At 59.2% G+C, this 22831-nt stretch carries 23 protein-coding genes and 1 tRNA gene; 6 read left to right on the top strand and 18 right to left on the bottom strand.

The window, feature by feature from the left end:
• Nucleotides 1–86 precede the first annotated feature (86 nt).
• Both Q0Y02_RS11915 and xerD read right to left on the bottom strand, forming a co-directional pair.
• Complete coding sequence (locus Q0Y02_RS11915; RefSeq protein WP_297768541.1) at nt 87–833, bottom strand: DsbC family protein; 747 nt, start codon at nt 831–833, stop codon at nt 87–89.
• 46 nt (nt 834–879) lie between these two features.
• Complete coding sequence (gene xerD, locus Q0Y02_RS11910; protein ID WP_297768538.1) at nt 880–1788, bottom strand: site-specific tyrosine recombinase XerD; 909 nt, start codon at nt 1786–1788, stop codon at nt 880–882.
• A 184-nt stretch (nt 1789–1972) separates the two neighbouring features.
• Between xerD and Q0Y02_RS11905 the strand changes: the two genes are divergently transcribed.
• Together Q0Y02_RS11905 and Q0Y02_RS11900 are read left to right on the top strand one after the other, a co-directional pair.
• Nucleotides 1973–2227, top strand: a complete 255-nt coding sequence (locus tag Q0Y02_RS11905; protein ID WP_297768535.1) for a GlsB/YeaQ/YmgE family stress response membrane protein — start codon at nt 1973–1975, stop codon at nt 2225–2227.
• 52 nt (nt 2228–2279) lie between these two features.
• Entirely contained in the window at nt 2280–3437 is a 1158-nt protein-coding gene (locus Q0Y02_RS11900; RefSeq protein ID WP_297768533.1) for a GGDEF domain-containing protein, read from the top strand.
• Between the two features lie 161 nt (nt 3438–3598).
• Here Q0Y02_RS11900 and rplS read toward each other — a convergent pair whose 3' ends face one another.
• The 5 genes from rplS to ffh form a co-directional block, all read right to left on the bottom strand.
• Entirely contained in the window at nt 3599–3955 is a 357-nt protein-coding gene (gene rplS, locus Q0Y02_RS11895) for a 50S ribosomal protein L19 (RefSeq protein ID WP_035247826.1), read from the bottom strand.
• Between the two features lie 10 nt (nt 3956–3965).
• A complete protein-coding gene (gene trmD / locus Q0Y02_RS11890) occupies nt 3966–4748 on the bottom strand; it encodes a tRNA (guanosine(37)-N1)-methyltransferase TrmD (RefSeq protein WP_297768528.1) in 783 nt (260 codons plus the stop codon).
• Nucleotides 4749–5270, bottom strand: coding sequence for a ribosome maturation factor RimM (gene rimM / locus Q0Y02_RS11885; protein WP_232222070.1), 522 nt, complete (start codon nt 5268–5270; stop codon nt 4749–4751). It abuts the gene before it with no gap.
• A 17-nt stretch (nt 5271–5287) separates the two neighbouring features.
• A complete protein-coding gene (rpsP, locus tag Q0Y02_RS11880) occupies nt 5288–5536 on the bottom strand; it encodes a 30S ribosomal protein S16 (RefSeq protein WP_035247836.1) in 249 nt (82 codons plus the stop codon).
• Between the two features lie 410 nt (nt 5537–5946).
• The gene (gene ffh / locus Q0Y02_RS11875) at nt 5947–7362 is read right to left on the bottom strand and encodes a signal recognition particle protein (protein ID WP_297768524.1); all 1416 of its coding nucleotides are present in this window, start codon (nt 7360–7362) and stop codon (nt 5947–5949) included.
• Nucleotides 7363–7611: 249 nt separating this feature from the next.
• Here ffh and ccsA point away from each other — a divergent pair, with 249 nt between their 5' ends.
• A complete protein-coding gene (gene ccsA, locus Q0Y02_RS11870; RefSeq protein ID WP_297768522.1) occupies nt 7612–8412 on the top strand; it encodes a cytochrome c biogenesis protein CcsA in 801 nt (266 codons plus the stop codon).
• A 382-nt stretch (nt 8413–8794) separates the two neighbouring features.
• The gene (locus Q0Y02_RS11865; RefSeq protein WP_297768520.1) at nt 8795–10051 is read left to right on the top strand and encodes an HlyC/CorC family transporter; all 1257 of its coding nucleotides are present in this window, start codon (nt 8795–8797) and stop codon (nt 10049–10051) included.
• 166 nt (nt 10052–10217) lie between these two features.
• Here the strand turns inward: Q0Y02_RS11865 and rssA are convergent, their stop codons facing one another.
• From rssA to Q0Y02_RS11845, 4 genes are read right to left on the bottom strand one after another with little or no spacing between them, the layout of a single operon-like run.
• Nucleotides 10218–11144, bottom strand: a complete 927-nt coding sequence (gene rssA / locus Q0Y02_RS11860) for a patatin-like phospholipase RssA (RefSeq protein ID WP_297768518.1) — start codon at nt 11142–11144, stop codon at nt 10218–10220.
• Entirely contained in the window at nt 11141–11347 is a 207-nt protein-coding gene (locus Q0Y02_RS11855; protein ID WP_297768516.1) for a DUF1289 domain-containing protein, read from the bottom strand. Before Q0Y02_RS11855 ends, rssA begins: the two co-directional genes overlap by 4 nt.
• The gene (locus Q0Y02_RS11850; protein WP_297768513.1) at nt 11344–11880 is read right to left on the bottom strand and encodes a gamma carbonic anhydrase family protein; all 537 of its coding nucleotides are present in this window, start codon (nt 11878–11880) and stop codon (nt 11344–11346) included. Before Q0Y02_RS11850 ends, Q0Y02_RS11855 begins: the two co-directional genes overlap by 4 nt.
• A gap of 18 nt (nt 11881–11898) precedes the next feature.
• Nucleotides 11899–12474: a CoA pyrophosphatase gene (locus Q0Y02_RS11845; RefSeq protein WP_297768510.1), complete on the bottom strand. Its 576-nt coding sequence runs from the start codon at nt 12472–12474 to the stop codon at nt 11899–11901.
• 160 nt (nt 12475–12634) lie between these two features.
• Between Q0Y02_RS11845 and Q0Y02_RS11840 the strand changes: the two genes are divergently transcribed.
• Nucleotides 12635–13198 (top strand): NUDIX hydrolase, encoded by a 564-nt coding sequence (locus Q0Y02_RS11840; protein WP_297768507.1) that lies wholly within the window; start codon nt 12635–12637, stop codon nt 13196–13198.
• A gap of 215 nt (nt 13199–13413) precedes the next feature.
• Here Q0Y02_RS11840 and Q0Y02_RS11835 read toward each other — a convergent pair whose 3' ends face one another.
• The 4 genes from Q0Y02_RS11835 to purL form a co-directional block, all read right to left on the bottom strand.
• Nucleotides 13414–13749, bottom strand: a complete 336-nt coding sequence (locus tag Q0Y02_RS11835) for an NGG1p interacting factor NIF3 (protein ID WP_297768504.1) — start codon at nt 13747–13749, stop codon at nt 13414–13416.
• Nucleotides 13750–13934: 185 nt separating this feature from the next.
• A complete protein-coding gene (locus Q0Y02_RS11830) occupies nt 13935–14633 on the bottom strand; it encodes a PaaI family thioesterase (RefSeq protein WP_297768501.1) in 699 nt (232 codons plus the stop codon).
• A 2-nt stretch (nt 14634–14635) separates the two neighbouring features.
• The gene (locus Q0Y02_RS11825; protein WP_297768498.1) at nt 14636–15301 is read right to left on the bottom strand and encodes a PaaI family thioesterase; all 666 of its coding nucleotides are present in this window, start codon (nt 15299–15301) and stop codon (nt 14636–14638) included.
• A gap of 203 nt (nt 15302–15504) precedes the next feature.
• Nucleotides 15505–19380, bottom strand: coding sequence for a phosphoribosylformylglycinamidine synthase (gene purL, locus Q0Y02_RS11820; RefSeq protein WP_297768495.1), 3876 nt, complete (start codon nt 19378–19380; stop codon nt 15505–15507).
• Between the two features lie 363 nt (nt 19381–19743).
• Between purL and mltF the strand changes: the two genes are divergently transcribed.
• Entirely contained in the window at nt 19744–21147 is a 1404-nt protein-coding gene (gene mltF, locus Q0Y02_RS11815; RefSeq protein ID WP_297768493.1) for a membrane-bound lytic murein transglycosylase MltF, read from the top strand.
• A 162-nt stretch (nt 21148–21309) separates the two neighbouring features.
• Here the strand turns inward: mltF and Q0Y02_RS11810 are convergent, their stop codons facing one another.
• From Q0Y02_RS11810 to Q0Y02_RS11800, 3 genes are all read right to left on the bottom strand, one after another.
• A complete protein-coding gene (locus tag Q0Y02_RS11810; protein ID WP_297768491.1) occupies nt 21310–22155 on the bottom strand; it encodes a DUF72 domain-containing protein in 846 nt (281 codons plus the stop codon).
• Nucleotides 22152–22631, bottom strand: coding sequence for a hypothetical protein (locus Q0Y02_RS11805; RefSeq protein ID WP_297768488.1), 480 nt, complete (start codon nt 22629–22631; stop codon nt 22152–22154). Before Q0Y02_RS11805 ends, Q0Y02_RS11810 begins: the two co-directional genes overlap by 4 nt.
• Before the next feature lie 114 nt (nt 22632–22745).
• A tRNA-Val gene (locus Q0Y02_RS11800) sits at nt 22746–22822 on the bottom strand.
• Between the last annotated feature and the right edge of the window lie 9 nt (nt 22823–22831).

Here is a 22831-nt window from a genome sequence, read left to right as displayed (position 1 = left end):
CACATTAACGGCGCATCTCTGCGCCGTCAATGTATTCACGCTGTATTCCCGGCCCCAAAGCGCCGGATTACGCGGGGTTCAGCCTGTCACTCCAGCCGCTCGAGCAGCTGCGCCGGAGTCACATAGCCCCCCAGTTGCTCGCCTTCGGTGGAATAAATGGCCGGGGTGCCGCGTACGCCGAAGGTATTGCCCAGCTGGTACTGTTCATCCACCGGTTTGGCGCACTCGGTCAGCTCTGCCTGGGTTACCTCGTCCTTAAATTTGGCATCGGTGAGCGCCTGGGCACGATCTTCCGCACACCAGATGTGACGCATTGCCGCCGCCGCCTCGGTGGTCGGGCCGCCACGAGGAAAAGCCAGATAGTGGACGGTGACACCCTCAGCGTTGTACTCATCAATGTGGCGATGCAGCTTGCGGCAGAAACCACAGCTAATGTCAGTGAACACATACACTTCAGCTTTTTCGTCTTCCGCCGCGTAGGTGATCATATCCGCCGGATCCAGTGTCTTGATGCCCTCTTTGCGGACTTTCTCAAAGCGCTGCTCCGCCGGATTCACGACTTCGCCGTCTTTGATCTCCAGCAGCTTGCCGATCAGGATGTGGCGGCCATCCTCGGTCATGTAGACACTTTCGCGGCCGTTAACATTCAGTTCGACCATTCCCGGCATCGGCGCAGCACTTACCTCGGTCACTTCCATGCCATCAAACGCTTCCTCGAAAGCCGCCTTGGCCTTGTCGCCGTTAACCGGCTGATTGCTCTTTGATTCGGAATTCGAATCCGCCCCGCAAGCGGACATCAGCCCCGTCAGTACCACCAAAACCCATTTATTCATTCTGTCGTTACTCCTCATTTACCCACTTGGAACCGGATTACCTGCCTCAGGTTCCCGAACGGGGGTGATGTTTCTGGTACAGATCCTGTAACCGCTGCTGGGCCACATGGGTATAAATCTGGGTAGTGGACAGGTCACTGTGCCCAAGCAACAGCTGCACCACCCTCAGGTCTGCCCCGTGATTCAGCAAGTGGGTGGCAAACGCATGACGCAGTGTATGGGGTGAGAGTTTTTTTTCCACCCCGGCGACCATGGCCATCTGCTTGATACGATGCCAGAAGGTCTGCCGTGTCATGCAGGTGCCGCGTCGGCTGGGAAACAGCAGCTCCTGATTGTTACCCAACAGCAGCGGACGTGCCTCACGAAGATAGCGCGCTAGCCAGTGGAGCGACTCTTCACCCAGGGGCACCAGTCGCTCCTTGTCCCCCTTGCCGATCACCCGCACCAGCCCCTGGCGGGGGTTGATCTGGCTCTGGGTCAGGGTGACCAGCTCGGTAACCCGTAACCCGGTGGCATAGATCAGCTCCAGCATGGCCCTGTCACGCAGCCCCAGAGGAGTGGAAACATCCGGCGCCGCCAACAGCGCCTCCACGTCCGCTTCGGTGAGGGTTTTCGGCAGCGGGCGACCGGTTTTGGGGCGCTCGATCAGCAGTGCCGGATCTTCTTCGATTCGCCCTTCCCGCTTCAACCAGCGAAAGAAACTCTTTACCGCTGACAATTGCCGGGCCACCGAGCGAGCCCCCACCCCCTGCTGATGGCGGTCTGCCAGGAATTCCAGCAGCTGGTAACGCTCACATTGCAGCAAGGAGCCTTGCTGCCCCTGCAGCCACACCGCCAACTGGCGGATATCGCGCCGATAGCTCTCCAGGCTGTGTTCACTGAGCCCCTTTTCCAGCCACTGCTGATCCAGCCAGCTGTCAATCAGGCGCCCATGGTCATCGTTTAACTCGTTCATTTCTGAATAAGGCCCTAAACAGCAATAAAAAACAATGAGTTAAACGAAAATCAAAGACGAAACCCCGTTCGCCTTTTACCAAAAATTACGTCTGAAAGCGGGTCAGGTTAACGACAGAGGCCGTATTTTGCGGCAACAATGGTGGCGCCATGCAAATTCAAAATGACTACCAAGGAGAGGAAATATGGGCATTCTATCGTGGATTGTATTCGGCCTGATCGCCGGCATCATTGCTAAATGGATCATGCCGGGCAAGGATCCCGGCGGCTTTATCGTCACCATCCTGATCGGCATCGCCGGTGCCTTTGTCGGCGGCTGGCTCGGCTCCATCACCGGAATTGGCGGCTCCATGGGCAGCTTCAGCCTGGGCAGCTTTGTCACCGCCATCGTCGGCGCGCTGATCCTGCTGGCGCTCTACCGAATGCTCAGGAAGGCATAAACATTTCGTGCGGTTTCGCTACCGGCGGAGCCGCACCTCAACCGCGACAGCCATGATAAAAAAATTAGAAGAACTCTACAGGCTCATCGGTCGGCAAATTAATGGAACTCCCCGAGAAAAAGGCATCTTCATATGCTGGATCGGGCAACCAATTTACTGGGTTATCATCCTGGGATGCGCCTCAGGCCTGATCATTTCCCGCTTCATTGAGGGGGTCTACAATCCGCTGCTATGGGCAGGACTGGCCTGGGGACTCATTGCCAGCCTGGTATGGTTTGCTATCGCCCTGTTTGCCAGCCGGCGGCAAATGTCAGACGCCCAGGAAAACCGTTTTGCCAATTTTACCATCCTGTTTTTCGGGTTGAGCGGCATCGTCTCGCTGTTACTGGTAGGGCCTTTTAATCTGGTCACTGGCATTGTGCTTACAGGCTGTGTACTAATCGGCCTGCTATTATTCCCGGCACCCCAGATCACTCTGGTGTTCGCCCTCTCAATGGGCGCCATACTGGCCTATGCCATTGCGATCAGCCTGGATAGCACCCTGTATCGGCCTTTGCTGTCACCTGTGGACTACCAACCGGCGCAGGTGTGGTATGACCTGATGACGATCATAGCTGCCGGCCTGATCATCATCAAAGACGCTTTTACCGTCGCCGCCCTGACGTCTACCTGGCGACATCGCGAGGCCTCCACCTTTGACCGCTCCATTCGCGACCCGCTAACCGGTGTAGCCAATCGCGGACATCTGCTGCAAACCCTGACTCATCAGTTGGCCATGCCAACACGTGCCCGCAAGGGCTTGGCGGTGGTACTGATGGATGTGGACTTTTTCAAACAGATCAATGACCGATACGGCCATGCCACTGGCGACCAGGCACTGATTCATGTCGCCGAAACGCTGCAGGATAATTTGCGGGATAATGATTTGCTTGGCCGATATGGTGGCGAGGAGTTCCTGATGCTGCTCCCCGGGGCCACGCTGTCACAGGCACACAATGTCGCAGAGCGCTGTGCGGAAGCACTTCGGCACAACGCAATGGCGATCACCGGTTCGCCGGCAATAAAGCTCACCGCCAGCTTTGGCGTCAGCAGCGCGTCTGCACAGTCCGCCATGGACGCGCATACCCTGATAGAAGAGGCAGACCGAGCCATGTACACCGCCAAACATCAGGGGCGAGATCGGGTGGTGGTCTATTCACGGCCGCAGTGAACTTGCGCGATAAACACCGTGCTTGCTGACACAAAAAAGCCGCCCCTTTCGGGAGCGGCTTTTTTGTATGGAGCATTCTGTCTGGCCAGAGGTCGATTTCGCATGCCCTACAGCAAAGGCTAAACCGACATTCGCTCGCGACAGAAGATAAGCGTGGCGTCTTACCGGATTTTTTCTTTGATCCGGGCAGACTTGCCAGAGCGGTCGCGCAGGTAGTACAGCTTGGCGCGGCTCACGTCACCACGACGATTCACTTCGATGGAATCGATCAGCGGGCTGTGCAGCTGGAATACACGCTCAACGCCCACACCGTGGGAGATTTTACGAACGGTGAAGGCAGAGTTCAGGCCACGGTTGCGACGTGCAATCACAACGCCCTGGAACGCCTGCAGACGCTCACGGGTGCCTTCCTTTACTTTCACTTGCACGGTAACGGTGTCACCGGCGCCGAATTCCGGAAGTTCGGTTTTCAGCTGGGCGTTTTCAATGCCCTGGATAATCAGGTTCTTGCCACTCATGGCAGTGCTCCTAGTCTCTCGTTTTTGCTGTATGCGGCGACTGCTCGGCGATGTACTCATCCAGCAGTTGCTGCTCTTCGTTGCTCAAACCCCGCGCCCGGCGGGCTTCCAGCAGGTCAGGACGCTGTTGCCAGGTCCGTCCCAGCGCCTGTTTCAGGCGCCAGCGGCGAATCAGCGCGTGATTGCCGCTCAGCAGTACCGTCGGTACTGCCTGCCCGTTGTACACCTCCGGGCGGGTGTAGTGGGGGCAATCGAGCAAGTGTTCGAATTCACCAGAAAACGAATCCTGCTCGGCGGAATCCTGGTGTCCCAGCACTCCGGGTAATAGTCGGCTGACCGCATCGGTCAGCACCAGCGCCGGCAGTTCACCGCCGCTGATCACGTAGTCGCCGATGGAGATCTGCTCATCCACTTCGGCTTCGAGCAACCGCTCGTCCACGCCTTCATAGCGCCCCGCCAGTAATATCAGGCCGGGCTTTTCCGCCAGCTCCACGGCTTTCGCTTGAGTCAGCGGCTGCCCCTGAGGGGACAGGTAGATTACCGTGGCTGCCGGATTGGCAGCGCGGGCAGCCTGCAGGGCTTTCGCCAGCGGCTCCACCTTCATCACCATCCCGGGGCCACCACCAAAGGGGCGATCATCCACGGTGCGGTGACGATCTTCGGTGAAATCCCGGGGATTCACGGTTTCCAACTGCAGTTGGCCGTTTTCCACCGCACGCCGGGTCACACCGAAGTCAGTAATCGCTTTTGCCATTTCCGGGAACAGAGTTACCAGCGTTACCGAAAAAGGCATCTAAAACTCCGGATCCCAGTCCACTGTCATCCGCCCTTCGGCCAGATTCACCTCGGTGATGACATCGTCCGGCAGCCAGGGAATCAGGCGCTCGCGCCGATCCAGGCTGTTGCTGTCGCCGCGTACCGCCAACACATCGTTGGCACCGGTTTCCAGCATTCGCACCACCTTGCCCAAATCCATGCCGTCCACGTGGTGAACGCGCAGGCCGACCAGATCGCGCCAGTAGTACTCGCCCGCCCCGGACGTGGGCAGCAGATCACCGGGAATCCCGATTTCCTGCCCCACCAGGCTTGCCGCCCCATCTCGATCGGTAATGCCGTCGATCTGTGCGATAAGCCCCTTGCCCTGGGGGCGAAAGCCGGTCAATTTCACCGGCTTCCAGTGGCCACCCTGTTTCAGGTGCCAGGGCTGGTAGTGCTGGAGGTTGTCCATGGGGTCAGTATAGGAATACACCTTTACCCATCCCTGGACGCCGTGCACCCCGAGGATGCGACCGACTACCTCCAGTTCAGAGGACACCTGCCCTCCCCTTGCCATCAGGCTTCCTTACGGGCCTGCTTAGCCAGGGTTTTGACACGGTCAGACAGCTGAGCGCCCTTGGCAACCCAGGCGTCCAGGCTTTCCAGGTTCAGCTTGAGAGGGATTTCACCGCCGCGGGCGATGGGGTTGTAGAAACCCAGCTGCTCGATGAAACGGCCGTCACGTGCGTTACGGCTATCGGCAACAACAATGCTGTAGAACGGGCGCTTCTTGGAACCGCCACGGGCAAGACGAATAATTACCATGGTTCATTTACCTTTTATCAATCCGGTTTCCCGGCCTATCTCTTGATAAGCCATCGTATCCGCTTGAAAGCCAGCCCTGACACAGGGAAGGCCGCGAAGGGCGCGAATTATACAGAGAGAAGCGGCGGGCAACAAGCCTCCTCAACCGCCATATTTCCTGCGAAGCACCTGTAGGAGCGGCGCTTGAGCCGCGAATGCGAGCGCAGCGAGGAAATTGCCCGCAGAGCCTGCCAGGACTCGATACGGAGGCAATCTGGGCTTGCCGGGCTGACAGGCTCACCCAGGCTCGCATTCGCGGCTCAAGCGCCGCTCCTACAACAACCTCTGCCCCAAACGAAGCGCGGGCAGAGAGGCGGCTTAACCACCCACTCTGCCCGCGTTGCAGCTTGCGGCTTGAAGCTTGCCGCTTTTTACATAGGCGGCATACCGCCCGGGCCGCCCATACCCCCCATGCCGCCAGGGCCACCGGGGCCACCATTGCCGCCCATCATCCCTTCCATGCCACGCATCATGTTCTTCATGCCACCCTTGGTGCGCATCTTCTTCATCATCTTGGCCATCATCTTCTGCTGCTTCATCAGACGATTCAGGGCCGGGATATCCAGGCCGGCACCCGCGGCGATGCGTTTCTTGCGCGAGCCCTTGATGAGATCCGGGTTACGCCGCTCTTTCGGGGTCATGGAGTCAATCAGCGCCTCCATGTGCTTCATCTGCTTCATGGACGCCGGGTCCTGAGCGGCCTGCATCATGCCGCCCATGCCGGGCAACTTGTCGAGCAGGCCGGCCATGCCGCCCATATTGCGCATCTGCTGGAACTGGTCCTTAAGATCCTCGAAGTCCATCGCCTTGCCTTTCTTGAACTTCTTGGCAATTTTCTCGGCTTTGGTCTTGTCCAGCTTGCGCTCGGCCTCTTCCACCAGGGAGAGCACGTCGCCCATGCCCAAAATGCGGCTGGCGATACGATCCGGGTGGAAGGGCTCCAGGGCATCGGTCTTCTCGCCCATGCCGATGAACTTGATCGGCTTGCCGGTGAGGTGGCGAACCGACAGGGCGGCACCACCACGGGAATCACCGTCTGCCTTTGTGAGGATCACACCAGTCAGCGGCAGCGCTTCATTAAAAGCCTTGGCGGTATTGGCAGCATCCTGACCGGTCATGGCGTCAACCACGAACAGGGTTTCCACCGGGTTGATCGCCCCGTGCAGGCGCTTGATCTCGCCCATCATGTCTTCATCAATGTGCAGACGACCGGCGGTATCGACGATCAGCACATCCATGTAGCGGCGGCGCGCTTCTTCCAGGGCACCGTTGGCGATATCCACCGGGTCCTGGTCGCCAGTGGAGGGGAAGAAGTTGGTCTCCACCTCACCGGCCAGGGTTTTCAGCTGCTCAATCGCCGCCGGGCGATACACGTCGGCGGAGACCACCATGACCTTCTTCTTTTCCCGCTCCTGCAGGAAACGGGCGAGCTTGGCCACGGAGGTGGTCTTACCGGCACCCTGCAAACCCGCCATCAGAATGATGGCCGGGGGCTTGGTAGCCAGATTCAGGCCGTCGTTGGCGTCGCCCATGGTATGGACAAGCTCGTCGTTGACGATCTTCACGAACGCCTGGCCGGGGTTCAGGCTCTTCAGGACTTCCTGGCCCAGGGCCTTTTCCTTCACCTGTTCGACAAACTCTTTCACTACCGGCAGGGCCACATCGGCCTCCAGCAGTGCCTTGCGCACTTCGCGCAGGGTGTCGCGGATATTGTCTTCGGTCAGGGCACCCTGACCTGCCAGGCTTTTAAGCGACGATCCCAACCGGTCGGTGAGATTCTCGAACATGGGGTTACCTCCAAATACACCGTGTCTGCGGCCAGCTTCAGCCACCGCAGGGACAGGGGCGCGATTATAGCCTTCCTTGGCGGCCAACGTCATGGGGCAGGTTTGAAACGCCTGACGCCTGACACTAACGTCTCGCGCCACCCCCGGAACCAGAAAATGAGAATGATTGTTGATAGTGAAGATATGCCTATGCCAGACTTCAGCAGCCCGCCACTTTATTCGGGTAATGACGACGGATAACAACGACCTATGAACCTTTCCGTGATCAGTGGCTTTGCCGCCTTTATCCTGTACGGGGTTGCCTGCCTGATCCTTTACCGACAGTACCGCGGACAACAGCGGCCTTCCCGGGCATCCGTACTGGCACCTGGCGGCCTGGCCGTACTGGCCCATGGCCTCTGCCTTTGGCAAATCATCCTGACCCCTCAGGGGCTGCAGCTGGGCGTGTTCCCGGTGGCGTCAACAGTGGCGTTTGCAGGCGCGATCGTGGTGCTGCTCTCCAGCCTCTACCGTCCCTTCGAGTGGATTTCTGCGCTGGTCTATCCGTTTGCAGCACTGACCATCCCCGCCATGCTCTGGATCAACACCGGCTATATTGCTCATCCCCTGGCCCATGGCTTGGGTGTGCATGTGCTGTTTTCAATTCTTGCCTACGCGGTGCTGGCCATCGCCGCCTGCCAGGCAGTGTTGCTGTGGGTACAGGACCGCCAGCTGAAAAGTGGCCATATTCGTGGCGTGATGCGGGTTTTCCCACCCATTCAGGTGATGGAATCCATGCTGTTCGAGGCGATCTGGCTGGGCCAGATACTGCTCACCGTGGCGATCTTCAGCGGCTTTCTTTACGTGGACAACCTGTTTGCGCAGAACCTGGCCCATAAAAGCATCCTGACGCTGGTCTCCTGGGTGGTCTTCGCGATCCTGCTCACCGGCCGCTATCTGCGCGGCTGGCGCGGGCGCACCGCCATTCGCTTTACTCTCAGTGGTTTTGCTGTGTTGCTGGTGGCCTTCTTCGGCAGTCAGTTGGTGCTGGAATTTATTCTCAAGCGGTGAGGCAGTAACAAGCTGCAACGCGGGCTGGGCGGCGCGAATCGAATAGCGCTCCGTCCGCGTTTTTTGTAGGAGGCTGCTTGCAGGCGAACCAGCAAAGGCCCGTAGGAGCGTCGCTCGCGGCGCGATTCGGTCGTTTATTGTGGCAACGCATTGCAGGGAAACCTGTCGAGCTCTGATATTCCTGATCGCCCTGCGGGCGATTTCCGCGCAAGCGCGGTTCGCACCTCAAGAGGTACTCCTACAGCGGCTTCGTAGAAATGGCGGGCGAGGTTGGTGATATTCTCCACTCTTTCCTGCCCCAACAAGCGCAGCTCGTTGCTTGACACCCCCAACCCCCAGCCCGAACAATAGCGGGCCGACTGGCGGATAAACGACTTTTCCTTTGGATACCTATTCTGACGGGTGGCTGATAGGCGCCCTGATTGCCCTGATTCTTGGCTCTGCCTTCTTCTCCAGCAGTGAAACCGGCATGGTGGCGATCAACCGCTATCGTCTGCGTCATCTGGCCCGTCAGGGCCACAAGGCCGCCTCCCGGGTGGAGGGTCTGCTCAAGCGTACCGACCGGCTGCTATCCGTCATCCTGATCGGCAACAATTTCGTTAACAACTTCGCCGCCACCGTGGCCGCCATTCTGGCGATCCGCTGGCTCGGCGACAGCGGCGCCGCCGTCGCACCGGTGGTAATCACCATCATCATGCTGGTGTTTGCCGAAATCACCCCGAAGACCTATGCGGCCATGAAACCGGAACGGGTCGCCTTCCCGGCCAGTGTGTTGCTGAAACCCTTGCAGGTGCTGCTTGCACCGCTGGTGTGGATGGTCAACGGCGTCAGCATGATGTTGTTGCGACTGGGCGGCATCCGTCCCAATGATCAGGACGACGATCACCTGAGTCCGGAAGAACTGCGCACAGTCGTGAATGAGGCCGGCGGTCTGATCCCGGAAAACCACCAGAAGATGCTGCTCAACATCCTCGACCTGGAAACGGTGACCGTGGAAGACATCATGGTGCCTCGTAACGAAATGGTGGGCATTGATCTCGAGGATGACATGCATGAAATCCTCACCACCCTGCGTTCCAGCCAGCACACTCGCCTACCGGTATTCAACGGCGACCCGAACAACATGATCGGCCTGCTGCACCTGCGCAAACTGAGCCGTTTGCTGCTCAAGGAAGACATCAACAAGGCGGAGCTGATGCAGCACACGGTGGAGCCCTACTTTGTCCCGGAAGGCACCTCCCTCCACCAACAGCTGATCAACTTCCAGAATGCCAAGCGCCGTATCGGTATCGTGGTGGACGAATACGGCGATGTGCTGGGGCTGGTTACCCTGGAAGATATTCTCGAAGAGATCGTCGGCGAATTCACCACCGACCTGGCCGCCAGCAGTCAGGACATTCATCCCCAGGATGACGACAGCTACGTGATCGACGGTTCTGCCACCCTGCGCGAAATCAACCGCAGCCTGGACTGGGAACTGCCCACCGACGGCCCCAAAACCCTCAACGGCCTGATCCTGGAATACCTGCAAGACATCCCCGACGCCAATATCTCGATAAAGATCGATCAATACCAGATCGAGATCCTGCAGGTGAAAGACAATATGGTGAAGGCGGTGAAGGCCAGGAGAGCAGGGTAAGTTGACAGTTGATAGTGGACAGTTGACAGCGTCGCGATAAAGGGTGCTTTGAACTGAAACGCAAGAGGCCGCGCCCATGCTTTGGACGCGGCCTCTTGCGTTTCAGTTTCAAGCTAACTCGGAACGCGTAGCTGTCAACTGTCCACTATCAACTGTCAATTGCCCTTCAAACTCTATCCGCCACCGGCGACCCCACCCAGGCGAGGATATCCGATTCATAGCGCTTAACCAGGGCACGCCCTTCTTCAATGGCCTCTTTGGCGCGGTGAAAATCCATCAGGGCGAAATCTTCCAGCATGGGCACCAGCGTCACCTCCGGCGGGTCGCCTGCCATGCGTGAGCGGGTGATGCGATCCTGCATGATGTTGATGCTGGATGCCACCACATCAAAAAAGCCCGGATCATCACCCTCTTCGGAAATGAAGTAACCCATCATCTTGTGCCAGATACTGCGCTCTTCATCGCTGCTGTCTTCTCCCTCGGCCTGACTGCGCGTATCCCGGGACAGGTGGGCGCCGACCAGTTGGGCGTTGAGGTTAACGGCGATGACCACATCCGCCCCCATGGCACGAGCGGCAGACACCGGCACCGGGTTGACCAGCCCCCCGTCCAGCATCCAGCGGCCCTGCATTTTCACCGGCGAAAACAGACCCGGCAGTGCACAGGAGGCGCGAGCGGCATCCAGCATGGTGCCTTTGGTAATCCAGATTTCTCGGCCACTTTTCATGTCCGTGGCCACGGTAACCAGTTTCTTTTCCAGGGTTTCAATATCCGGGTTGTCATGGTGCTCACGGAAGAAATTGAACAGTTTCTCCCCCTTCACCATACCCCCGGAGAGGCTGATATCCAGCAACCCGAACACATCCTTGACCGTCAGTGACTGCACCCAGTCGGCAAACTCGTTGAGGGTGTCTGTCACATAGGCCCCGCCCACCAGGGCACCGATGGAGGTACCCGCTACTACCTGGGGCCGCACACCAATTTCTTCCAACCCCTGAATGACGCCAATGTGTGCCCAGCCGCGAGCAGAGCCACTGCCCAGAGCCAAACCGACAACGGGTTTGTGAGGGGCCTGATCACCGATATCGGTCATGATGGATTTCTCTCCTTGCGGACCACACAGGGCGCTGGTTCACCCTTCATGCGTTGTTCAATACGACGGAACACTTCCCGCTTTTCCTCATCGGAAAGCAGTCCCCAGATGGAAATCTCTCCGCCACTGCGGAAACACCCCACGCAGATATCATTTTCATCCAGGGCACAGATGGAAACGCAGGGGGATATCAACTGGCTCATGACGGAAACCGTTCGTCCACTTCCAGATGCTCATCGAATTCTTTGGCGTGGGCCACATAGTGCATGCTGCTCATGGTCAGCATGGCCTTGTGGCCATCGGTGATTTCCTTGACCACCTTGGCCGGGGAGCCCATCACCAGGGAATTGTCGGGAATCTTCATCCCTTCCGGCACCAGGGAATTGGCACCGACAATGCAATTCTTGCCCACAACGGCCTTGTTCAGAACCACCGCGTTAATACCGATCAAGCTGTTATCGCCAATAGTGCAACCGTGCAGCATGACCTTGTGGCCCACGGTCACATCACGGCCGATTTTCATGGGCACGCCCGGGTCCACATGCAACACGGAGCCGTCCTGAATATTGGTGTTCTCGCCAATCTCGATCACATCATTGTCGGCACGCAGTACCGCGTTGAACCAGATACTGGTGTTGGCTTCCATGATCACCGAGCCGATCACGGTGGCGTTGTCAGCGATCCAGTGGCCGGCGCCGCGTTGTTCCAGCTGCCGACTGCCAATTTTATAAATCATCAGTGCTTTCCTTCGTTGTCAGTCCGTCACTTCAAACTCGATGTTCGCATCATAAACGTGGTTGATCAGATCCAGAATCATGAAGGCCGTCAGCCCCCAGATGCGCTTGTCTTCGTAGTAATAACTGGGAATGCGGAAACGCCGGCCAAAAAAATCGATGGGGCTGGATAATTCCGGGACTTCATCCAGAAAAAATTGCAGCGGCACCTGGAAAATCGTCTCGATTTCACCCGGTTCTGCCACCAGCGGCGCTTCGGGGCGGACAATCCCCACAAAGGGCGTCACCTTCATACCATAGCGCGATGCCAACGGCGACAGCTGGCCGAGTACGTCCACGTAGGCGGGGTCCAGGCCAACCTCTTCCTGGCTTTCCCGCAGGGCCGTCATCAACAGGCTCTTGTCCCCCGGGTCCCGCTTGCCCCCGGGAAACGCCACCTCACCGGCATGGGTAGGCATGGTGCTGGAGCGCACGGTCAGAATCAGGCGCGGCTCGGGATCATCAATCAGCGGCATCAGCACCGCCGCCTCCGGCAGTGCCAGCGGCAGCTCCGTGCGTTTGTAGTCCGGCAGTCGCTGCCTGAGCTGATCGAGCACAGCCTTCTCCTGTAGTACATTTCAATTCAAACGGTAGTTTGAACAGCCGGGCCGTCGGCGGCAAGCCTGTGATGACAGTAACATCATCGCCGGGCAGATGGGGCCGCCGGGGATTCTCCTGTATCATCAGGTTTTTGCCGCGTCCGGAGCGAGAGGTTTCATGAAATTCTGCAGTCACTGCGGTAGCGACCAGATCGGTTTCAGCATTCCGGAAGGGGACAACCGGCCCCGCTACTGGTGCCCCGATTGCCAGACTATCCACTACCAGAACCCCAAGATCGTGGTCGGGGCGGTACCGATGTGGGAAGGCAAGGTACTGCTGTGCAAACGCTCCATCGAACCGCGCAAAGGCTACTGGACCCTGCCCGCCGGCTATATGGAAAACGGGGAAACCCTGCAGGAAGGCGCCGCCCGGGAAACATGGGAAGAAGCCTGTGCCACGGTGGCTATTGGTGACCTCTACACCGTATTCAATCTGCCACACATCAATCAGGTCTACGTGTTCTTTCTCGGCAAACTGGAAGACGGCAAGTACGACGTAGGCGAGGAAAGCAGCGATGCGGGCCTGTTCGGCCTGGATGAAATCCCCTGGGATGAACTGGCCTTCCCGGTGGTGGGTCGCACCCTCAAGTTCTATATCGATGATCTCAAGCGTGACGAGTACCCGGTACGCATTCAGGAAGTGCCGCCGATAGGGAAGAAGCACCTGACCAAGGACGCATAATGCTTCTCTAGGAGCATGTCGAAGATGCCCTGCGGGTACTCGCATGGCGAACCGCGAGCCTCAGCGAGGAGGAAGGCGATACAGCTTGCCGCTGTCCGCACTGCAGAGGCCATAGCGTCCGAACATTCCTGATCCCGCCGGGCAGTTTCCTCGCTACGCTCGGTTCGCCATGCAAGCATAGCTCCTACGGGTGCCTTCGAGGCTCCCTCGCCAGATCAGCCCGGCAACGGCTCCAGCCGCCACAGGTCAATGGCGGGCTCTTCGTAGGGATGTGCCAGCCGCAGAGAGCTGATCACGGTCTGCACCCGCGATGCCGGGCAGATTGTCTCCACCCGATACTCTTCCACCACTTCCACGTCGCCGCCAGTCTCACCGATATAAGGGTTACTGCCCTCCAGGGGACGGAACTGCCCTTGCCCCAGAGTCTGGAAGCAGCAGCAATCATAATCGCCGATATGCCCGGCCCCGGCTTCAAAGATGGCGTTCTTTACCTGCTCAACATGGCTGGTGGGCACGTAAAAGCACAGTTTGTAGTACAACAGCTCGTCCATGGGCTGGCCTCCTGGTTATTGTTGCTCGCGGTTCAGTAAAACGGTTTTTGCCACAGAGGGCACAGAGTTCACTGAGAAAAAGCCCCCTATACTGCGTAGAGAGCGGTTTATCAGCGACAAACGCCGAAAGGAAAGAACCGTTTTCCTCTGTGAACTCTGCGCCCTCTGTGGTGAGACTTAGTGGTTTACAGATTATCAGCCAACGCGGCAAATTCCGGCTTCAGAGCGTAATCGCCGTGGGCAGAAATCCAGATACCTTCGGCGGCGACGGTCTGTTGGCCATTGACCCAGACACTGCCTTCGCAACGCAGCTTACGCCGCTCCAGGCTGACCAGCCGTGCCTCGAATTCCACCGGTGTATTGATGGGGGTACCGGCTAAATAGCGAATATTGAGGGTACCGGTCATGCCGATCTGGCGTACGAAATCCTGGGTTTTCGCCATCAGCATGTCCAGCGCCAGAGACAGGACACCACCGTGTACCCGCCCGGGTGGCCCCTGAAAGGCCAAGCCGAAGGTGGCGCGGCCACGCACCCGGTCCCCGTCCAGCCACAATTCCAGCGGTGGTGACATGGCGGAGGCCTTGCCGGTAAGGATCTCGAAATCCACCAGATCGGTCACATCATCGGCGGAGCCTTCTCCTGCCAGCAGCCGCTGAAGAATGCCGTTATAGTCCCGTTGGCCATACTGGGCCAGGTCGGCACGCAGCTGGCGGATATGTGCAATGTACTCGTGGAGCTTGTCGTCCGGGGCATCCAGGCGTAAGGCCTGCTCGGTCAGCCCGACCAGTTCCTGGCCGAGTTCCCGGTGCAGTAGCGCCCGGGGCGAAGGTTCCGGCGTTTCCGCCACGAGAATGTCGCGGAAGTGATAGCGTTGCTCACTCATCGTTACCCCAGACTCTTCGGAGTCAGCCAGATGCCTTCCGCACTGACCGTCTGGGTCTCGCCGTGCCAGATGCCGCCTTCCACAAAGATCTTGCGCCCTTCCTGGCCGGTAATACGCGCCCGGCAGTGGATGGTGTCTTCGATGGGAGTGGCTGCCAGATAACGGATATTCAGGGTGCCGGTGACGCCCAACCGGAAGGCCGCATGCAAGGCCCGGGACAAGGCCGCATCCAGCAGCCAGGCAATCACGCCGCCGTGCACCCGTCCCGGCGGGCCCTGGTATTGCAAGCCCAGTCGTAGGGCGCCTTCAATGCCATTCTGATCTTCCTGAAGCCACTCCACCTGGGGGGCAATGGGGTTGGAAGGCCCACCCACCGGGTCGTAGTCCATCATGTGGAAGATATCCTCGGCAGTGGCCGAGCCGGTGAACAGCTTGCGATTAGCCGCGCGGGTATCGCGCCGCTCCGGCTCCCCCACCGTTGCCACCAGTGCCTCCAGCTGGTCCGCCCAGCCGCTGAGCGTGTCGATATCGCCCTCGGCCCGAATCAACCGCTCCGCCAGGGTCTGCATGGCCGTACTGATACGCCGACGCTGCACAAAATCCGCAGGCACAGGCTCGTTGTTGTAGGCCTTTTGCAACTCGAAAGGGCCGAAGGTTTTTTCTGACACAGGAACACCAGTAGGTAGTGAATAGTTAACAGTGAACAGTTATTAGCGAAATCTAAACAAGCGTTTGATTCTGAGGGGAGCCGCTCTTCAGCTCAAGCTCATAAAAGGACATAAAAAAGGCGGAAATAGCCAAGCTATTTCCGCCTTTCTCTTCAGTTTTCGATCCCAGCTGTTAACTGTTCACTATTAACTGTTAACTGCCTTTAACCGACCCACTTGCGTGCATTGGCGAACATCCGCAGCCAGGGGCCGTTTTCGTGGCCGCGCCAGTCGTCCGGGATCCAGCTGTTCTGCAGTACGCGGAACACCCGCTCCGGGTGCGGCATCATGATGGTGACGCGCCCGTCGTTGGTGGTGAAGCCGGTGACGCCTTGAGGTGAGCCGTTAGGGTTCGCCGGGTACTGTTCCGCCGGGTTGCCCTGACCATTGACGTAGCGCAGGGCCACCAGACGCTGTTCGATGTTGCGATTCAGGGCTTCATCGCCGAGTTCCACCCGGCCTTCGCCGTGGGCCACTGCGATGGGAATGCGGGTACCGGCCATGTCCTTGAGCAGAATGGAGGGAGAGTCCTGGATTTCCACCAGGGAGGTGCGCGCCTCGAACTGCTCGGACAGGTTGCGCACAAAGCGCGGCCAGTGCTCGGCACCGGGGATCAGGTCCTTCAGGTGGGACAGCATCTGACAGCCATTACACACGCCAAGGGCAAAGGTGTCTACGCGGAAGAAGAAGCGATTGAAGGCTTCGCGCAGCTCCGGGTTGTAGAGCACCGTCTTGGCCCAGCCACCGCCAGCACCCAGCACATCCCCGTAGGAGAAACCGCCACAGGCCACCAGACCCTTGAAGTCATCCAGTTGCACTCGCCCTGCCAGCAGGTCGCTCATGTGAACGTCGATGGCAGAGAAGCCAACACGGTCGAACGCCGCCGCCATTTCGGTCTGACCGTTGACCCCCTGCTCGCGCAGGATCGCCATCTTCGGCTTGGCGCCAGTGTTGATGTAAGGCGCCGCCGGGTTCTCGGTCATGTCGAAGGTCAGGCGCACATTCAGGCCCGGATTATTATTGTCCGGGATGGCCTCGAATTCCTGACGGGCACAATCCGGATTATCGCGCAGGGACTGGATCTGGTAGCTGGTTTCCGCCCAGATGCGCTGCAGCTCCCGGCGCGGGGTTTCCAGCAGGATGCCGCCGCCCAGACGCAGGCGAATCACATCGTCGCCGTCCGGCTGACCCAGGTGGTGAACGCACTGGCTGAGACCGGCTTCCGCATAACGGGCCAGGATCTCCTGCCGATGGGCCGGGCTGATCTGCAATACCGCACCCAGTTCTTCGGCAAACAATGCCGCCACCGCTTCCGGGTTGTCGCCGGCGATATGATCCAGGCTGATGTCCAGGCCGGTGCGACCGGCAAAAGCCATTTCCACCAGGGTAGTAAACAGACCGCCGTCGGAGCGATCGTGGTAGGCCAGCAGCTTACGCTCGGCCAGCAGCTGCTGGGTCACCTCGAAGAAGGCGATCAGGTCCTTGGCATCATCCAGGTCCGGCGGCACATCGCCAACCTTGCCGAATACCTGAGCCAGGGCGGAGCCCGCCAGGCGATTGCGACCACGGCCCAGGTCCACCAGCAGAAGTTCGCTGTCCACGCCGGTTTTCAGTTCCGGGGTGACGGTCAGGTCGATGTCGGTGACCGTGGAAAATGCCGAGATCACCAGAGACAAGGGGGCGGTGACGCTCTTGTCGATACCCTTCTCATTCCACACCGTGCGCATGGACAGGGAATCCTTGCCCACCGGAATGGCGATACCTAACTGCGGGCACAATTCCATGCCCACGGTTTTGACGGTATCGAACAGGGCCTGGTCCTCGCCCGGGTGGCCGGCGGCGGCCATCCAGTTGGCGGACAGACGAATCTGGCCCAGATCACCGATATGGGCGCTGGCAATATTGGTGATAGATTCCGCCACCGCCATGCGACCGGAGGCCGCTGCGTCCACCAGGGCCACCGGGGTGCGCTCGCCCATGGCCATGGCTTCACCCGTGTTCTGATTGAAACCGGTGGCGGTCACCGCACAGTCAGCCACCGGTATCTGCCAGGGGCCAACCATCTGGTCACGATGGACCAGACCGGTGATGGAGCGATCGCCGATGGTGATCAGGAAACTTTTCGACGCCACTGTGGGCAGACGCAATACACGCTCGCCGGCTTCTTTCAGGTCGATGCCGTCGGTGGTGAAGGTCTGGCGCAGGAAATCTTCCCGATCGAAGCTGCGTTGCATTTTCGGCGGCTTGCCGAACAACAGGTCCATGGGCAGATCCACCGGCGCCTTGCCGAAGTGCTCGTCACTGACCGTCAGATGTTCTTCACTGGTCGCTTCACCCAGCACCGCATAGGGAGTGCGCTCGCGCTGGCAAATGGCATCGAAACGATCCACGTCTTCCGGCATCACCGCCAGCACATAGCGCTCCTGAGCTTCGTTGCACCAGATCTCCACCGGGCTCATGCCGGGCTCGGAGCTGGGGATCTCACGCAGTTCCAGCTTGGCACCCATGTCGTGATCGTGGACCAGTTCCGGCAAGGCATTGGACAAGCCCCCCGCGCCCACATCGTGGATGGAAACAATGGGGTTGTTGTCGCCCTGGGCCCAACAGCGGTCGATGACCTCCTGCACCCGGCGCTCGATTTCCGGGTTGTCCCGTTGCACGGAGGCAAAATCCAGGGTCTCGTCGGACTCGCCGGAAGCCATGGAGCTTGCTGCACCGCCGCCCAGGCCGATCAGCATCGCCGGACCGCCCAGCACGATGATCTTGGCACCGGCAGGGATCGGGTTCTTTTCCACATGGCCTTCACGGATATTGCCCAGGCCACCAGCAATCATGATCGGCTTGTGATAACCACGCAGTTCATCGCCATTCACACCCGGTGCCTGGATTTCCAGGGTGCGGAAGTAACCACACAGGTTGGGACGACCAAATTCGTTATTAAAAGCCGCGGCACCAATGGGGCCTTCGATCATGATATCCAGTGCCGAGGCAATGCGACCGGGCTTGCCGTAGGGCTTTTCCCAGGGCTGTTCGAAGCCGGGGATATTCAGGTTGGACACGGAGAAACCGTTCAGGCCGGCCTTGGGCTTGGAGCCACGGCCGGTGGCGCCCTCATCACGGATCTCGCCGCCGGAACCGGTAGCCGCGCCCGGATGGGGAGCAATCGCGGTGGGATGGTTGTGGGTTTCCACCTTCATCAGCAGATGCACCGGTTCATTGACGAACTGGTACTCTTCACTGCCGGCTACCGGGAAGAACCGGTCAGCCACTGGTCCGGCTACCACCGAGGAGTTGTCCTTGTAGGCACTCAATACGCCCTCGGGGGCATTGTTGTAGGTGTTGCGGATCATGCCGAACAGGCTCAGATCCTGGTCTTCACCGTCGATGGTCCAGTCCGCGTTGAAAATCTTGTGGCGGCAATGCTCTGAGTTCGCCTGGGCAAACATCATCAGTTCCGCATCGGAGGGGTTACGGCCCAGGGCCGTGAAACGCTCCACCAGGTAATCGATTTCGTCATCGGCCAGAGCCAGGCCCAGCTCGCTGTTGGCCGTTGCCAGGGCCTCACGGCCACCACCAATCACATCCACCGTGGTTAGCTCGCGGGGGGCGTGATGAGAGAACAGGGCCTCGGCGTCTTCCAGCTCTGCCAGCACCACTTCCACCATGCGATCGTGCAGGGCTGACGCCAGGGCGGATCGCTCCCCTGCACCGGCGAGCCGGTACTCGATGCCACGTTCCACGCGTTCCACCTGGGTCAGGCCGGCGTTGTGACAGATATCCGTAGCCTTGGACGACCAGGGCGAAATGGTGCCCGGACGCGGCACTACCACAAAGCGCTGCCCGTCCACGTCGTCCTCTTCCAGGCTGGGACCGTACTGCAACAGCCCTTCCAGCACCTGTTGCTGTTCATTGCTGAGGGGCGCCTTGAGCGCCACAAAATGCACGTAGCGGGCAGAGATCGCAGAAATGCCCGTCAGGGACTCCAGCAGTTTTTCCTTACGAAATGCGGACAGGGCCGGGCTTCCGGAGAGGATCAGCATAGTGCGCCTTATATGATTACCAGTGGGGGTGGAGAGTAAGGGTCGCAATGATACGGGATTTGCCCGCCGCTCGCAGCCTCCGGAAACAGCCAATTTCACCCTTGTCAGCCCTGTCCTACGCCATGGGGCAATCGCCTACGCCACCTGTCTTATAAGCAATTTAATGCTCTCTTCCGGACTTGTCGCATTTGTGCATAAAACGCTCAATTGTTCGACAAAGCTTTACATAACAGCCATTTGCCACTGATAGAGTTGCGCCACTTTTACGTGATATAGATCACAGGCAGGGGATGAAACAATCCCTAACCGGTCGGCGGTAGCAGTATCGACCTGTCTGGACAACCTGACAGAGGTACACCAAGGATGACGGTTTTCTTTCGACACAGTAAGCATCTACTGGCCTCGCTGGCCCTGTTCAGCGTACTAGGCATGATGCTGGCAATGCGCCCCACTCCCACCGCCATGGAACGGGTAATGACCCGCGGCGAGCTAGTGGTGATGACCCGTCCATCCAATACCACCTACTATCAGGACCAGCACGGTTACACCGGCATGGAATACGAGCTGGCCAAGGGCTTTGCCGACAGCCTGGGCGTAGAGCTGCGCATGCTGGAATCCGACGATCCCTCCTATATCCGTTATGCCATTCGTAAAGGCACTGCCGATATGGCAGCAGCCGGCCTGGTGGCCACCGCAGAACGCAGCGAGAGCCTGCACTTCACCACCGACTATCAGAAAGTGGACTCCCTGGTGGTGCGCCGCCTGGACACCCCGCGCATCCGTGGTATGGAAGACCTGACTGGCAAGCAAGTAGCTGTGGCCGCCGGCTCCAGCCACGCGGAACTGCTGGTAAAGGCGCAACTGGAGAATCCGGGCCTGGAATTCCAGGAAGTGGAAGACGCCAGCCCGGAACAGCTGCTGGCTCTGGTGGAAGACGGCCAGGTGGATTACACCCTGATCCATTCCAACAACTATTCTCTGCAGCGCGCCCTGTGGCCCGAGCTGATTGCCGATTACACCGCCGCCACCGACATGCCGCTGGCCTGGGCGTTCAACCCCAAGGATGACCAGAGCCTGTACCTGGCTGCCCAGCGCTACCTGACTCAGGCCAAGGCCAACGGCACCACTGCCAAACTGGAAGATCGTTTCTACGGCCATGTGGAACAGTTCAATCTGTATGCGGCACGCAGCTTCATGCGTCACCTGGAAGATCGCCTGCCCCGCTATGAGGAACTGTTCCGCAAGGCGGAAGGCAACAGCGGTTTCGACTGGCGCCTGCTGGCCGCCCTGGCTTACCAGGAATCCCTGTGGGATCCGGGCGCCATATCCCCCACCGGGGTAAAGGGCCTGATGATGCTCACCAACGACACCGCACGCCAGATGGGCATCAGTGATCGCACCGACCCGGCCCAGAGCATCCTGGCTGGCGCCGACTATCTGCGCCACACCCACGATCGTATCCCGGCGCGGATTCCCGAGCCGAGCCGCACCTGGATGGCCCTGGCCGCCTACAACGTGGGCTTCGGTCACCTGGAAGACGCTCGCGTGCTCACCCAAAGCCAGGGTGGCAACCCGGACAACTGGCAGGATGTGAAACAGCGCCTGCCCATGCTGGCCAACCCGGCCTACGCCGGCCAGCTGCGCTACGGCAATGCCCGCGGTGGCCAGGCCGTGATCTACGTGCGCCACATCCGCCGCTACTACGACCTGCTGGTGTGGGCGGAAAACAGCCGTCGTCGTGACGACACCCTGATCGCGCTGAATTAAGCCCTTTCCGCCCGTCATCGTTCGCGCCTCAAGCGGCGCTCCTACAGGTGCTTCGTTGAAACTGTAGGAGCGTAGCTTGCACTCGAACGATTCTGCTGCAGACAGCCTCCCCACCCTCCGGAGTCAATCACCGGATTTCCAACAGCGCACTACAGATAGCGATTAGAACAAACCCGGCTGGGCCTGCATCGGATCAATGGACAGATCCGGCAGGCCCTCCACTCGACCCTGCAATAATTCATGCCACAGCAATGCCAATGACAAGGCATCGCCATTGTCCGGCATGTGAATAAACACGTAAGGACGCTCTCCCGCCGCTATCCAGCCAGCCACCCGGTCCACCCAGGGCGCCAGAAACGATCGATTGGCCCGCAGCTCAGGATGCCCCACGTAACGAATCACTGGCGACGCGTCACCGGGCAGCACATGCACTGGCAGCCGGGGCTTCTTGCGCTGAGCCTCTCGTGTGGCCGCATCCTCCGCGCTGGCGGCAAACAAGGCCCGGCTGTCAAAGCAGACCCGCGCTATTTGGCGCTCACGCAGGCCGCGGTTAAGCGCCTTTTCAGCCTCCCCCTTGGCGAAGAAATCCGGGTGACGCACTTCTACCGTGCAGCCAAACGGTGCCGGCAGCATCTCCACAAAGCGCCACAAGTCCCCCAGCCGTTCCGGCCCGAAGGCAGCAGGAAGCTGCAGCAACATGGGGCCTAGCACATCTGCCAACGGTGCCAGCACCTCCAGAAAGCCTCTCGCCTGCTCACCCACACCCCTCAACAGGCAATCGTGAGTAATCTGTCGGGGAAACTTGAACAGGAAACGGAAATCCTCCGACACCTGGCCCCGCCATTGTTCACATTGCCTGTATGACGGCATGGCATAGAAGGAGGTATTGCCCTCGACACTATTAAACACACGGCTATAACGGGCCAGAGGGGTTGGCTCAGCAGGCAGAAGCCCATTCCAGGCCGGGTGCTGCCACTGCGGGCACCCCAGAAAATATGGCTGCCTCATGAGCGAGCCCTGCCATAGAAACCCTGCCCCTCAAGGGACAATCGCAACTGCGCCACCACCGCATTACTGAGCTGGCGGTAATCCGGGTACGGGGTCAGCAACAAGCGCCGTTCTGCGTCAACAGAGACTTCAGGAGCACGATCCAGTAGGCGGGCCCTGTGCTGCAACCCGGTAAACCGCAGCAGATTGTCCTTGCCGCCGATCCAGTGCCAGCATTCACCGTTCGCCAGCGCCGGCGCAAAGCTGAGAGCGTTTTCCTGGAACAGGGACGTATCCCGGTAATGCCGCCACTCCTGCGTCATCGGGCAGGCCACCTTGGCAAGTAAATTGACGATCTTGCGCCAGTGATTGGAGTTCGCGGCTATCAATTCGGCAGCGTCAGGATATTGCTGTAAACGTTCAAGGCCGTTCGGCCGGTGAGGCAGATACAGAATTAATGACGGGCGGGCAGCCCCAAGATAGTCGGCGTCAGGCATCCCAACATTCTCGTCGGCTCCAGGGTGTCAGCATTCTACAGCGCAGCGTGGAAAAGGGGCTAAACGAAAAAAGGGTTTGCCGCATCACTGCGACAAACCCTTTTTCCTGAATATTGGTAGAACCGGGCGGATTCGAACCGCCGACCTCCGCCATGTCAAGGCGGCGCTCTAACCAACTGAGCTACGGTTCTATGGCAACC

Origin of the sequence: uncultured Alcanivorax sp. (assembly GCF_947258575.1) — a bacterium.
Lineage (GTDB): Bacteria > Pseudomonadota > Gammaproteobacteria > Pseudomonadales > Alcanivoracaceae > Alcanivorax.
Note: the sequence above shows the minus strand (reverse complement) of the source record. Positions and strands in the feature narration are given on the sequence as shown.